Origin of the sequence: Streptomyces sp. Ru62, assembly GCF_002920615.1 — a bacterium.
Taxonomy (GTDB): domain Bacteria; phylum Actinomycetota; class Actinomycetes; order Streptomycetales; family Streptomycetaceae; genus Streptomyces.
Genome location: NZ_PQSU01000006.1, coordinates 258212 through 271041, shown reverse-complemented (window position 1 = coordinate 271041; position 12830 = coordinate 258212). Strand labels below are relative to the sequence as shown.

Annotated in this window: 17 protein-coding genes; 4 read left to right on the top strand and 13 right to left on the bottom strand. The window is 71.3% G+C overall.

Annotation, left to right across the window (positions count from 1 at the left end):
* Window position 1: 1 nt before the first annotated feature.
* The 6 genes from C3492_RS11040 to C3492_RS11015 all read right to left on the bottom strand — a co-directional run bounded on the left by C3492_RS11040 (window position 2) and on the right by C3492_RS11015 (window position 4127).
* Window positions 2-310 (bottom strand): SH3-like domain-containing protein, encoded by a 309-nt coding sequence (locus tag C3492_RS11040; protein ID WP_103811534.1) that lies wholly within the window; start codon window positions 308-310, stop codon window positions 2-4.
* On the bottom strand, window positions 307-642 hold the full coding sequence (locus C3492_RS11035) for an SH3-like domain-containing protein (RefSeq protein ID WP_103811533.1): 336 nt from the start codon (window positions 640-642) through the stop codon (window positions 307-309). Before C3492_RS11035 ends, C3492_RS11040 begins: the two co-directional genes overlap by 4 nt.
* 244 nt (window positions 643-886) lie before the next feature.
* Complete coding sequence (locus C3492_RS11030; RefSeq protein WP_103811532.1) at window positions 887-1147, bottom strand: type B 50S ribosomal protein L31; 261 nt, start codon at window positions 1145-1147, stop codon at window positions 887-889.
* A 114-nt stretch (window positions 1148-1261) separates the two neighbouring features.
* The gene (gene rpmG / locus C3492_RS11025) at window positions 1262-1426 is read right to left on the bottom strand and encodes a 50S ribosomal protein L33 (RefSeq protein WP_103810678.1); all 165 of its coding nucleotides are present in this window, start codon (window positions 1424-1426) and stop codon (window positions 1262-1264) included.
* A 153-nt stretch (window positions 1427-1579) separates the two neighbouring features.
* Window positions 1580-2380, bottom strand: a complete 801-nt coding sequence (locus tag C3492_RS11020) for a phosphotransferase (RefSeq protein ID WP_103811531.1) — start codon at window positions 2378-2380, stop codon at window positions 1580-1582.
* 250 nt (window positions 2381-2630) lie between these two features.
* Window positions 2631-4127 (bottom strand): FAD-dependent monooxygenase, encoded by a 1497-nt coding sequence (locus C3492_RS11015; protein WP_103811530.1) that lies wholly within the window; start codon window positions 4125-4127, stop codon window positions 2631-2633.
* Window positions 4128-4326: 199 nt separating this feature from the next.
* On the opposite strand from C3492_RS11015, the gene C3492_RS45595 reads away from it, so the two are divergent.
* Window positions 4327-4449: a hypothetical protein gene (locus C3492_RS45595; RefSeq protein WP_258055615.1), complete on the top strand. Its 123-nt coding sequence runs from the start codon at window positions 4327-4329 to the stop codon at window positions 4447-4449.
* A 174-nt stretch (window positions 4450-4623) separates the two neighbouring features.
* Here the strand turns inward: C3492_RS45595 and C3492_RS11010 are convergent, their stop codons facing one another.
* Entirely contained in the window at window positions 4624-5475 is an 852-nt protein-coding gene (locus tag C3492_RS11010) for an MBL fold metallo-hydrolase (RefSeq protein WP_103811529.1), read from the bottom strand.
* 424 nt (window positions 5476-5899) lie between these two features.
* On the opposite strand from C3492_RS11010, the gene C3492_RS11005 reads away from it, so the two are divergent.
* On the top strand, window positions 5900-6355 hold the full coding sequence (locus C3492_RS11005) for an ATP-binding protein (protein ID WP_258055614.1): 456 nt from the start codon (window positions 5900-5902) through the stop codon (window positions 6353-6355).
* 39 nt (window positions 6356-6394) lie between these two features.
* Here the strand turns inward: C3492_RS11005 and C3492_RS11000 are convergent, their stop codons facing one another.
* From C3492_RS11000 to C3492_RS10980, 5 genes are all read right to left on the bottom strand, one after another.
* Complete coding sequence (locus C3492_RS11000; RefSeq protein WP_103811573.1) at window positions 6395-7024, bottom strand: cysteine hydrolase family protein; 630 nt, start codon at window positions 7022-7024, stop codon at window positions 6395-6397.
* Between the two features lie 197 nt (window positions 7025-7221).
* Entirely contained in the window at window positions 7222-7692 is a 471-nt protein-coding gene (locus C3492_RS10995) for an indole-3-glycerol phosphate synthase (RefSeq protein ID WP_103811527.1), read from the bottom strand.
* Window positions 7693-7802: 110 nt separating this feature from the next.
* Window positions 7803-8114 (bottom strand): putative quinol monooxygenase, encoded by a 312-nt coding sequence (locus tag C3492_RS10990; protein WP_103811526.1) that lies wholly within the window; start codon window positions 8112-8114, stop codon window positions 7803-7805.
* Between the two features lie 208 nt (window positions 8115-8322).
* A complete protein-coding gene (locus C3492_RS10985; RefSeq protein ID WP_103811525.1) occupies window positions 8323-9348 on the bottom strand; it encodes a zinc-binding alcohol dehydrogenase family protein in 1026 nt (341 codons plus the stop codon).
* An 82-nt stretch (window positions 9349-9430) separates the two neighbouring features.
* Complete coding sequence (locus tag C3492_RS10980; protein WP_103811524.1) at window positions 9431-10234, bottom strand: glycine betaine ABC transporter substrate-binding protein; 804 nt, start codon at window positions 10232-10234, stop codon at window positions 9431-9433.
* A 173-nt stretch (window positions 10235-10407) separates the two neighbouring features.
* Here C3492_RS10980 and C3492_RS10975 point away from each other — a divergent pair, with 173 nt between their 5' ends.
* Window positions 10408-11358 carry a LysR family transcriptional regulator gene (locus C3492_RS10975; RefSeq protein ID WP_103811523.1) on the top strand — a complete coding sequence of 317 codons (951 nt, stop codon included), beginning with the start codon at window positions 10408-10410 and terminating at the stop codon, window positions 11356-11358.
* Window positions 11359-11409: 51 nt separating this feature from the next.
* Here the strand turns inward: C3492_RS10975 and C3492_RS10970 are convergent, their stop codons facing one another.
* On the bottom strand, window positions 11410-11784 hold the full coding sequence (locus tag C3492_RS10970) for a hypothetical protein (RefSeq protein ID WP_103811522.1): 375 nt from the start codon (window positions 11782-11784) through the stop codon (window positions 11410-11412).
* Window positions 11785-12063: 279 nt separating this feature from the next.
* Here C3492_RS10970 and C3492_RS10965 point away from each other — a divergent pair, with 279 nt between their 5' ends.
* Window positions 12064-12786: an SDR family oxidoreductase gene (locus tag C3492_RS10965; protein ID WP_103811521.1), complete on the top strand. Its 723-nt coding sequence runs from the start codon at window positions 12064-12066 to the stop codon at window positions 12784-12786.
* Window positions 12787-12830 lie beyond the last annotated feature (44 nt).

Genomic DNA, 12830 nt, shown 5'->3' with positions numbered 1-12830 from the left:
GTCAGGCTCCTTGCGTGGGGGAGTGGTCGACCGGCTCAAGCCAGTGCTCGTATATCTCCAGTTCGAGGACGTCGTCCGCCGGTCCGTCGTAGTCGGGCCAGAGGGCGGACTGCTCGATGCGCACCCGGTACAGGCGCACGTCCGTGCCCTCGTTGACGCCGTACGCCTCGCGCTCCGGATTGAGGAAGCGGGGCAGGACGCGCTCGATCCGGCCCTCCTTGCCGCGGACGTAGACCGGGGTCCGTACGTGGCCGGGGGCGTCGCGGTCGGCGATGCGCACCTTCTGGTCCTTGACGAAGCGGCTGCTCACGCGGCGACCTCCGTCAGCCGCGCCCGGATCTCGTTCATCTTGGCGCCCAGTTCCTCCGAGGTGATGACGCCCTTCTCGATCAGCACCTTGGACGCCGAGACGGCCCACCTCTCGTAGTAGGTGAGTTCGCCGACGAGCTGCGCACCGAGGTCCTCCACCCCGCGGCGCTTCTCCTCCGTGTTGACGAGCTTGTGCTCGGCGAGGACGTTGAGCAGCGCGTGGCAGCTCTTCTCGAAGGGGGTCATCTCGTGGTCCGACTGGACGACCGGCCCGGCCGGCAGTCCGCCGAGGTCATGCGCGGGGCGCACGACCATGTCGCGTTTGGTGGCCACTGCTCTCCTTGGACGCTCGCACGCGAGGGGACCCGGCACGAGACCCCGTTCACGTGTCCGTTACAAACACCTGGGAGGGAGCTTGCTGGGGCGGCCGACCCGGGGCATCGGTCAAACGACTGACGGCTTCGTGCGGCGCGGTGGGCGCTTCGGGCAGGCGTACGCGCGGGGCACGGGAACGGCCCGGCACCGCGGGTGCGGTGCCGGGCCGTGGAGGCGTGGCGTCAGTGGCGGTCGGTGGCGCTCAGTGGCGGTCGGTGGTGGTACGGCCGTAGCGCCGCTGGAAGCGTTCCACGCGGCCCGCGGTGTCCACGACGCGCGAGGTGCCGGTGTAGAACGGGTGGCTCGCCGACGAGATCTCGACGTCGACGACCGGGTACGTGGTGCCGTCCTCCCACTCGACCGTCCGCCGGGACTCGATGGTGGAGCGGGTCAGCAGCTGGAAGCCTGCCGCGCGGTCGCGGAAGACGACGGGGCGGGAGACGGGGTGGATGCCGTTCCTCATGGGGTGTTCCTCCTCGGGGGAAGTGCGTTCTTCAGGAGGGCCGGGGTTGCGCGGGGGGCAGCGCTCCTCGCGGGGGTCAGCGCTCACCGCGGGAGTCAGCGCTCCCCGCGGGGGTCAGCGCTCCTCGCGGAACAGGACGTGCGCGCCGGCCACCGGGTCGTACTTGCGCAGGACCAGCCGGTCGGGGTCGTTCAGACGGTTCTTGCGGGTCACGTAGGTGACTCCGGTTCCGGCCGTCGACCTCAGCTTGACGACCGGGCGTGTGGTGCTGCGTGCCATGAGGGACTCCTTCCGCCGACCGCCCGAGCCTGTTGACTCGAACATGTCAGACGGTTCTCTCAACACCACCACCCCGCGATGCATTCCCGGAACCGACGATGAACGCGGCTCCGAGAACGACCCCGCGAGTGCGTCCTCGGACGTCCGGTCCGGTCAGCTCAACAGGGCGGCCGTGAACGTCTCGCGGTGGTCCACCAGCCATGTCTGCACCCGGTCCCAGCGTTCCCATCCGCCGCGCTCGGCCAACGCCCGGAGATAGCCGGGGTCGCCGTCGGCCACGCGGCGGGCGACGAAGGCCCGGCAGACCTCCGTGGCCTGCTCGATGACGCCGGGCAGCTCGGCGCGGTCGCCCGCCGAGAGGCCGTAGCCGTCGGCAAGGATCCGCAGCCGTGCGGGCGCGTCCAGCCCGGAGGGATGGAGGGCGGCCGCGGATGCGGGATCGAGCATGGGCACCCAGTAGCGGGCGGTCATGGCGATGTCCCACAGGGGACGGCCAGGGGCCGCCAGGTCGAAATCGATCAGGGCAGCGGCACGGCCCTCGCGGAAGACGACGTTGTCCGGGCACACGTCGTTGTGGCACAGCATCGTTCCCCCCTCCGGGTCGGCCAGCTCCCGGGACCACTCGGCACGGGTGTCGACCGCGACGGCCGCGCTGGTCTCATGCAGGCGCCGCAGCAGGCGCCCCACCGATTCGAGGGCGCTCTTCGTCATCGCCCAGTCCGGGAACGGCGGCAGAGGCACGTCGCCGGGGATGAAGGTCAGCTGCTCGCGGCCGTCCGCGGTGAGACCGACTGGGGCCGGCGCCGCGTCGAAGCCGTGGCCCCTCAGCGCGAGGAGATGGGCGTGCAGGGCGCGTGCGTTGCGCGGTGCCGGGCGTTCCACCAGCTCCCCCCGGCGGAAGACCGCCCCCGCGTTCATCATCCCGCCGACCAGCGCCTCGTCTTCAGCCGTCATGAGGATCACGCTATCGCCGGACCGGTCCCGCGTGGGTGGACTCGGCACGGACGAGCGCCCGAGGCTCACACGCGGGAACCGCGGCCACCCGGGCCATGCCGGGGAGGGCCACACCCCGCGGACCCGAGGAGATCTCGACCTGCCCACCCGATCGTCTCGGCTCCAGCGCGCGACACCTCGACAGGCGAGCTCACCGGTGCCGAGGCCGGATTCGCCCGCTCCCGGGTCGGCCGGCGGCACGCCCACGCGCTCAAAACCGCGCGGGCAGGGTGTCCAGGGCCTTGACCGTCTCACTGGCGAAGCCGGCCGTGTCGGCGGGCTGTTCGGTCGCCCACCACACGTGTCCGTCGGGCCGCAGCAGTGCCGCGGTCACGCCGGCCCAGTCGTCCCCGCCGGTGGTGGAGAGCCGGCTGCGGTGGACTGCGACGCCGACCGCCGCCGCCTGTTCGGCCACCTCCGCGGGGACCGGGGCGTCACCCATGGCCAGCAGCACCGGACGGCCGTCGTGCAGCAGCGGGAGGATGCCCTGGCCCTCGGGGTCGTAGGCCCGGACCCCGGTGAGGGGATGGGCGTCCGCGTCGGCCGGCGGGTAGGCCGTGTCGAGTCCCGAGAGCTTGCCGGCCAGCATCCTGGAGAAGTGCGGCTCGTCGGCGATCGCGTCGCTCAGCAGGGACCGCAGCGCGGTGACGTCCGCAGTGAGGCCCGTGATCAGCGCGCTCTGCGCCAGCGTGTGCTCCGCGAGCTCCTCGCCCACCGCGTGCCGTTCCGAGTGGTAGGTGTCGAGCAGCTCCGAGCCGGCCCTGCCCTGTGCGACGGCGGCCAGTTTCCAGCCGAGGTTCATGGCGTCCTGGAGCCCGACGTTGAGACCGACCCCGCCCGCGGGGAAGTGGCTGTGCGCGGCGTCCCCGGCCAGCAGCACCCGGCCGGCACGGTAGGACGCGGCCAGGCGCGTCGCGTTGCCGAACCGGGTCAGCCAGGACGGGTCGCGCATGCCGAAGTCGGTGCCGGCGATGCGCCGTGCGGCGTCCCGGAGTTCGTCCAGCGTGAGCGGATCGCGGTGCTGGTTGAGCGGGTCGTACCCGGTGACGCGGTACCTGCCGCGCGGCAGCGGCACGACCAGGAGGCGACCGGCCTCGTTCAGGGCCTGGAACCCGGCCGGTGGCGGACTGTCCAGCACGACCTCGCCGAGGTACCCGTACGCGGACGTCCCGGTCCCGGGGAAGTCGACGCCCGCTTGCCGGCGCACGGTGCTGCGGGTGCCGTCGGCGCCGACGACGTACTCGGCGGTCACCTCGTAGGTGCCCCCGGGGCCCCGCACCCGGAGGGTGACGGCCGCGTCGTCCTGGGTCAGGGAGACCACCTCGTGACCCCGCCGGACCACCGCGCCCGACTCGACCGCGTACCGCTCCAGCAGTTCCTCGGTGGCCGACTGCGGGAAGGCCAGCATGAAGGGGAAGGGCGTGGGCAGCGCGCTGAAGTCCAGCCGGTTGTCCAGCATGCCGAAGTGCCAGTTCGGCATGGGCCGGCCGGCTGCCAGGATCTCCTCGTGACGGCCGCGCATGGCCAGTACCTCGATCGTGCGGGGATGCACGCCCAGGGCCTTGGAGTGCGGGCTGCGGTGCTCCCCCTGCTCCAGGACGAGGGGGTGTACGCCCGCGAGGGCCAGTTCATGAGCGGTCCACAGGCCGACGGGGCCACCGCCGACGATGACCACCTGGTGACGCGTGGGCTCCCTGTCTTCGGACATGCCGTCTCAACTCCTGACGAGTGGATACGCCGTCTGCTCTTAATGACCAGTCGGTCATTAAGAGCGTACGACTCTCGCGCAGTAATGACCAGTTGGTCATTACAGGAGCCGGGTCGCCCGCACGCATCGCTGTGACATACCTGGCGAGGGCGCAGGCCTCCTGCGCAGCAACCCCGCGGCCCGCTACCTCATCGATCCGGTGCAGGTCCAGGGAATCACGCTGCCGTCCAGGCTGCGGATCCACCCGCGTCAGCCGGACAACACCCCGGCGCCGGAGCCGCTGATCGTCTCCGTCGACCTGTCCGACCACCGCTTGGAGTGAGCACCGGTCCGGCAGGCCGGCAACACTCCTTGCCAGGCCGTCGACCCGCCCCGCCGGGGCGGCCCGGTGACCCCGGCCGGACCGGACGGCACCCTGCGGTGGGCGGGGTGAGGGGCCGCACCCGGTACTGATCGGCACCGGCGGCACGACCCCGTCGCGTGCCTCACACCTGGCTCACTCGGCCCAGCGCCCCACCGCGGTCAGCCACGCGATGCCCGGGTTCAGCCATGCCGGGAACCTCTGTGTCATCGCCTCGAAGTACTCCGCCCGGCTGGTGGCACCGGCGAAGACCTCCGCGGCCGCACGCAGGTAGTCGCGCGTGTCGTCGATGATGGACGCCGGATCGTCACGCTCGGGGTTCTTGTGCCCGGCCACGACGGTGGTCGGGTTGACGGCGGCCACGGCGTCGATCGCGTCGAGCCAGCTGTCGATGCCGTGGGTGCCGGCCTCGGAGAGGTACTGGTGCACCTGGTTGTAGATGACGTCGCCACTGACGACCAGGTCCAAGGACGGCACGTGCAGGAACGTGGTGTGATCGGTGTCGGTGTGCCCGGCGGCATGGGGGACGAGCGGCTGCCCGTCGACCTGGAGGCCGCCTTCCGGGACGGCCTCGGCGATGACCGGGGTGTCGCCGATCAGGCCGGGGAACGCCGCTCCCCAGAAGGGGTTCGGCCGGCCGCCGGGGGTGGTCCGCTCCATCTCCGCGATCGTCTCGGGCGTGGCCCACACCTTCAGGTCCGGGAACCGCTCACGCACGGCCGCCGTCGCGTACCAGTGGTCGCCGTGCGCGTGGGTGACGTAGACGCCGGTGATCGTACGATCGAAACCGGCGGCCCACTCCGCGACGGCGACCCCCTGCTCCGTGGTCAACCCCGGGTCCACCAGGACGGCCTCGCGGGGACCGTAGATGAGAGCGGTGGTCAGCGGAGACCACACCAGCGGGCCGCCGTCCGGCCGGGGAGGCAGGGCGGCCGGCGCCAACGGCTGCATCGGACTGACGTGTACGGCATGGGCCAAGGACGTCATCGTGGTTCCTCTCACCTGATGAGAACGTGTGAACGCCACCGGGACGACGCCCGGTCGGGGCGCTGAGCGTATGCGGGTTGCCTGCTTCGAGTCGGCCGTACGGCCCCGTGTCGCGGGTGGAGGGGAACGGGCGCTACCGCGTTCCCCTCCTTGCGAGGTCATCCACAACCCGCCGCCCTCATCCTGCTGCCGCCAGGGTCGCAAGCGGCTGCGGAGGGACACGAACGAGCCGTTGGGGCAGCCCTTCTGCCTCAACGCACGCGACGGTCCCGCCTGTCGAACCAGGGGGAGCCGGAATCCGTCGCGCGCAGACGGCGCTCGTCGCGCCCGGCGGTCAACTCAGGCGGCCGACTAGTTAGTTGGAATATCCAACTCAACCGATCGGTTGGTCTGAACAGCGGCTTCGGCGTGGGAGGACACGATCGTGAACAGAACACTCAGCCCTGAGCGAGAAGGTGTGCGGGTGGAGGTGCGGCCCTCGGCGGGCGCCTGCCGGGTGATCAGCCTCGCCGGTTCCGGCCGGGCGGAGCAGCGGGCCAGGGAAGCGGTGCGGAACACCTGCGCGGAGTTGCTCGGAGCGAGGTTGCCGGACGCGCTCCTCGTCGTCACCGAGCTGGTGGCGAACGCGGTGTCCCACACGGCCGGCGTCCGCGGCCTGATGCTCCACCACGACCGGGACGTCACCTCGCTGACGGTCTTCGACAAGGGCGGGACGGCGAGCTGGCCGCGCGCGGCCGAGGCGGACCCGCTGGCCGAGTCCGGCCGGGGCCTGCACCTCGTCGCCGCTCTCGCCGACTCCTGGCACGCCCGTCCGGCGCTCGAAGGCAAGGCCGTCACCGCCGTCTTCCACACCGGCACCAGGGAGCCGGAGTCGGACTGACCGCTGGTCCCGCCACGGCGACGGCCCCGGCACGTCGGGTCAGCGGCTCCGGAACGGTTCCGTCGCCAGCAGTTCGCCGGTGGGCAGCACCTCGTGCGCGATCAGCGCGTAACGCCGCAGCATCTGCTCGTAGGAGTCCGGTCCGCCGTCGGGGGCCGTGGCATCCGGGACCAGGGTCACCCGGTATCCGCGTTCCATGGCGCTGCGCGCCGTCGATTCCACGCACATCGTGCCGATCATGCCCGCTACGACGACGTGTTCGACACCACGCCGCTTCAGCTGGATGTCGAGATCGGTCGTCGCGAAGACATCGAGGTTCTTGTGCGGCGCGATGGTCACGTCGTGGGGACCGGGCGTGAGGTCGGGGTGGAACTCGGCACCCCAACTACCCGCCTCGAACATGCGGTTGTCGAACATCATGTGGTGGATGCCGGACTTGTGCCGCCAGTGCGCGTACTCCTCGTCGGTGTACGACATCGGCGAGAAGAACGCGGGGAAACCCTTGTCCCGGAAGCCGGCGAGCAGACGACGCAGGTTGCCCAGGGTGCCGATCCGCTCGAATTCGGCCTTGAAGCCGGGATATCCCTTGCCCTGCTCGGAGAAGATCTCGTTGACCGTGTCGATGAGAACCAGACCGATCGGTGCCGATGCCGTGGATGCGGTGGTCATGATGGACTTCCTTTCCTCCGCCGCACCGTCGTGGTGCGTGCCGGCCGGGTGGGGGCCGAGCCGTTCGGAGCGTGTCACCGGTGGTGCGTCCAGGCATCGGTCGTGTGACTGACGCGTCCGCGCCGCCCCGCCGGCCGAGGGGGTCTCGCGGTCCGGGCGGCGGTGCCGCCGCCCGTGGGGGGCGTGCGCGCGGGTGGTCACCTCTCGTCGTCGTGTGCGTACAGCTTCAGTACCGGAACGCCCACCGTGTGACGGGCCCGGCCGGCCCAGTCGAGGTGGAGGAGTTCCTCGACGAGATGCGGAGCGGTCAGCACGATCACCTCGTCGGCACCCGTCTCCTCGACCACCGACCGCAGGAGGGTCAGGGGATGGCCGCCTACCAGTTGCCCGACGGACTCGCTGCCGGCCTCCCGCAGGCTCCGGACCGAGTGTTCCAGTGCCAGGGCGGCCTGCTGCCGGGCCTCCTCGCCCTCCGGCTCCTCACCTTCGCGAGCAGCCCGCTCCAGCTCTCCGAGCGCGATGTCGTCCAGGGAGCGCAGCAGCCGGTTCTCAGCGCCCCGTGGCTGCATGAGGACGACGAAGAACGTCTCGTCGTCGTGGAGAGTGGTGACGAACTTGACGTCCGCCGCCGACAGCTGCTGCTCGATCAGAAGAACGCTGGTGAACATCGGGGTCCCAACCTCGGTGCGCCCCCGGGCGGGGCGCGAACGGTGAGCAACGCTAGCGCCCCGCCGCCGGGGACCCGGTCCCGGCCCGGTGAGCCGGCCGGACGTACCGTCTACACGGCCAGCTCGGTCAGCCGCTCGATCTGGATGCCCCCCACCGTCAGCATCTCCGCGAGCTCCGCGAACCGCCGCAGGTGGTCGCTGGCCGCGTGGGCGCGCAGGTGCTCCTCGCTCTGCCACACCTCGTGCATCACCAGCAGCCCGGGGTCGTCCAGGCCCTGGTGCGGCACATAGGTGAGGCAACCGTCCTCCTGGCGGGTGGCGGCCACCAGAGCGGGCAGCGCGTCCCGCAGTTCCTGCTCCTTGCCGGGGCGCGCCTGCATGCGCGCGACGAGGACGATGGGCCCGTTCTCAGGGTGGGTCATGGCATTCTCCGTAAGTCGTCGGGTGGCCCTGGGGGCCGGATGCGGCCGTGCGTGTCCGCGCGGACCGCGCATGGCCGGCCGCGCTCCGGAACAACTGTCGTCGCCGCGCACCGGCCGGACACGTGGTTCCGGTCGCCGGTGCCCGTGAGCGCAGGTGATGAGCGCCCTGGGGCAGTGTCGCGCGGCCGGCCGGCGTGGGGCGGGCGGCTCAGAAGCCGGTGAGGGTGATCTTGCCGATGGCGGTGCCGGACTCCATGACGCGGTGTGCCTCGCGGAGGTTCGTCGCGTCGATCCGGCCGAGGTCCTTCACGGCGGTGGTGGTGATGATGCCCGCGTCCACGAGACGGGCGATCTGGGTCAGGATGTGCCGCTGCCGGTCCTGGTCGGCAGTCTGGAACAGGGAGCGGGTGAACATGAACTCCCAGTGGTAGGAGATGCTCTTGGCCTTCAGCACGCCGATGGGCAGGGAGTCGAAGTCGTCGATGGCGACGATCCGGCCGAACGGCCGCAGGGCTTCGGCGTAGGCGCCCAGGTTGCCGTCGGTGTGGGCGGTGCTGAACACGTGTGTCAGGCCGTCCGGGGCCACCTCGGCGATCTGGGGGACCAGGGGCTCGCGGTGGTCCACGATGTGCCGCACCCCCATGCGGGTGGCGAACTCCACGGTCTCCGGACGGGAGGCGGTGCCGATGACGGTCAGGCTGGTCAGGGCGCGGGCCAGCTGAGCCGTGATGGAACCGACGCCTCCGGCCGCGGCGGTGATCAGCAGGGCGCCGTCCTGGTTCAGTCCGCCGTTCTCCAGGCCGAGGTGCTCGAACAGCCCCTCCCAGGCGGTCAGCGAGGTCAGCGGCAGGGCCGCGGCTTCCGTGAAGGACAACGTGGCGGGCTTGCGGGCCACGATGCGCTCGTCGACCGTGTGGTACTCGGAGTTGGCGCCGGCCCGGTCCAGAGCGCCGGCGTAGTACACCTCGTCGCCCGCCTCGAACATCTCGACCTTCTCGCCGACCGCGACCACGGTGCCCGCCGCGTCCCAGCCGAGCACCTTGATCTCGCCGCCCGGGTCGTTGCTCTGCCGGATCTTGTAGTCGACGGGGTTGACCGCCACGGCCTCGACCTTCACCAGCAGGTCGTGCGGGCCGGGTTCGGGGACGGGCAGTTCCACGTCGACCAGGCTCTCCGGGTCGTCGACGGGGAGGCTCGCGCGGTAACCGACGGCCCGCATGGTGGTCTTGTTCATGGGAACATCTTCGCTTTCCGTGTGCTGTTCGAACGGGTAAGTCGTGGTCTACGGGCGTGCCGCCGCGTCGCCGCGTGGCGGATCACGCCCTCAGGGCGTGGCCGTGCTGCGCGAGGTAGCGGTCCGCGGCCTGCAACGGGGTGAGGCCGTCCACGTTGATCAGGGCGTCGATCTCCTCGACACCGTCGTTGCCCAGGTACAGGCCGTCCAGCCGGGCGACCGCGTCGGGGTGCAGGTGCTCCAGCGCGTCCAGCCGGACGACCGGACTGGCGTCGTCCACGGTGCCCAACAGGCCCTTGGGCTCCTCCAGAGGGCGCAGGCCGTACAGGCGGTTCAGGTACTGCGGGCGCCACAGCGGGACGACGAACCACTCCCGTGCGGCGATGCCCCGCTCCACCCGGGAGAGGAAGCCGGACTCGGTGCCGGGGGTGAAGGAGTAGCCGACCTCGGCCAGACCGTACGCGTCCACCATCCGGGCGGAGAAGCGGCTGATGCCGGCGCCCGGGTTGATGCCGTCGATGGCCTTCGTCATCCGTCCGGCCACCTCCGGCCGCGTCAGGTCGGCGACCTCCCGCACCTCGTCCTCGGGGACGTAGGGCGGCACCGCCCACACGCAGTACGGCTGGTAGTGCGGCGTCAGCACCCGGACCCGGTCCCGGTAGCGGGAGAGGTAGGTGTCATGGCTGGAGGGCAGCCACGCGGAGACCAGGACGTCGATGCCGCCCTCCTCCTGGAGCCGGAACAACTGCTCGTGCGGTGCCTCCACGCTGTTCACCCGGTGCCCGTGGGCCTCCAGGACGCGGCGCGTGACCGCGGCGGCGGCACGGTGGAACGACAGGGCGACGTTGCCCACGGTGATGGTCGGTTCCGAGCGGGAGGGGGACATGACGACTCCTTGGACATACGCGCCTGAGCTGCGGAAACTCCGCCATGTAGGACGGGGTGTCCGGAGTCTTCCGACCTGTTCGGGCCGTCCGCTCCCCGGGACCCGTTCATCGTGCTCCCGCACCGAGTCATAAGTCCAAGAACTCTTTGGCATTCTTTCGATAAGCTGAGCGCATGGCAACGCTGCGACAACTTGAGTACCTGGTGGCGATCGTGGACGAGGGTTCGTTCACCCGCGCCGCGGAAAGCCTCAACGTCACCCAGCCCGGACTCTCCCACCAGTTCCAGGCACTGGAACGGGAGGTCGGCGGGCCGCTGCTGGAACGGCTGCCGCGCGGCGTGCGGCTCACCCCGGCCGGACGGTCGATGCTGCCCCATGCCCGGGCCGCGCTGGCCGAGGCCGGCCGGGCCACCGTCTCCGCCCGCCGCGCCGCCGGCGTCTCCACCGGTGAGCTGCACCTGGCCACGCTCTACTCGGTCAGCTCGGGCGTGCTGCCCACGGTCCTCGGGCTGTGGCGTCGCAAGCACCCCGGCGTGCGCATCCGGTTGTTCGAACACCGTCGGAGCGACGAGATGGCGCAGGCCATGACCGCGGGCCAGGCCGATGTCGCCGTGGGCCCGCTGCCGGAGAACTGGGAGGGCACCGCACGGCACATCGGCGCCGAGGAGTTCCTGGTCGTCACCCGGTCCGACGACCCGGTGGCGCTCTCCGACCGCGCACCGGACGTCCGGCTGGCCGACCTCGCCGAGCGGGAGTGGGTGCACTTCACCCCCGACAGCGGCCTGTCCGACATCCTCGAACGGGCCTGTGGCGCCGCCGGGTTCCGGCCCCGGGTCGCGGTGCGTACCGAGCAGGCGGGGTCGGCCGTCGGGTACGCGGCGGCCGGGCTCGGGCCCACCCTCGTGCCCGCCAACGCCATCCCGCCGCATTTCTCCGGCGCGTTCCTGCGTCCCGACCCGCCCCTGCGCCGGGAACTGACCGGATACACCCGCACCAGTCCGGACCCGGTCACCTCGTCCTTCCTGGAGGCCCTCGGGGAACACGCCCCGCTGATGCCCGCGCACGTCGCCAGACGCCTGCGCACCGCCGACCGCTCCGCCCGCCGCCCGCCGACGGGGGAGTGAGCCGCCGGGCGACGGGGCGGGCGCGACACCGGCCGTCCCTCCTGAAGGACCTCAGCCGTTGCGGACCACCCGGTAGCTGAGCACGGGAAGCGGGAACTGCGCCGTGTGCAGACTGCCCACGATGAAGTAGGAGTCCCCGCTCTGTCCCGGCAGGCCGGTCCGGCAGTCCGTGTTGTAGTACGCGTAGAGGTCCGCGTCGGACACGTCCACGGCCGACAGCGCGGCTTCGGACAGGGTGTGACAACTGCTGTCGTCGAGGTCGACGACGGTCCGCGTCCCGGTCAGGTCAGCTCCGCTGTACAGGCTGATGCCCCATCCCGGAAACTCCGCCGCTCCGGCGGGCGTCGCCGCCGGCCACGCGAGGGCGGCGGCGGCTCCGGCGACGGCGAGGATCCGCAGGATTGCCCGGTTGGTCCGACTGGCCATACGTCATCCACCTTGTCGAGTCGTAGCAACGGGTGACACGTCGATCGCCAAGCTATCGCGGCCCACATGTGTGCCAGAAGGTGTGATCAAGCCGTCTGCCGGCGACCGCGAGGAGTGTCTCCACCCCCGGCCGGACCGGACGGTGACTGCCCCTGACGCCATGAAGGCAGCTTATGGGGAGCGACGAAAACAATCATTGGCCTCATCGGCGTGTGGGGGGAGAGAGTGATGCTCGTGCCACATCGGCCGCGCCACGGCGCTTCACCCAAGGAGATCCACGTGACCACGCAGGAACGTTCCGGACAGCGCATCGTCGTCATCGGAGCCGGCTCCGCGATCGGACGGCAACTCGCACGGACGGCCTCGGCAGCGGGCGCCGAACTGGTCCTCGCCGGACCGGACCTCGGCAAGCTGAAGGACACCGCCGGGGAACTGAGCGGCCCGTGGCGGACCGTGGAGTTCGACATCACCGACGACGAGTCCGTCGCGCGGTTTGCCGACGAGGTCGGCCCCTTCGACCACCTGGTGTCGACGGCGGCGGTTCCCGCCAACGGGCCGCTGGCCGAACTCGACCCGGCAGACGTCCGACGGGCCTTCGCGGCGAAGGTGATCGGTCCCCTGTTCATCGCCAAGCACCTGGCCGGTCAGGCACGCGAGGGCGGTTCCCTCACCTTCTTCTCCGGGGTGGCTGCCTGGCGCCCGGCGCCCGAGCGCACGGTCATGGCGACCACCAACGGCGCCCTGGCCTTCCTCGTCCAGGCCCTGGCCGTGGAGATCGCCCCGCTGCGCGTGAACGCGGTGTCCCCCGGCATCATCGACAGCGGTGCCTGGGACAGGCTCGGTGACGCCAAGCCGGGATTCCTCCGGCAGATCGCCGACAACAACCCCGTACGGCGGGTCGGAACCGCGGACGACGTCGTCAAGGCGGTGCTCTTCGCCATGGACAATCCGTACGTCACCGGAACGGTTCTGCACGTCGACGGCGGCGCGCGCCTGGCGTAGAGCCGGGGCCCGGAGGGCGGCCGATGACCGGGCCGGCGGTCGTG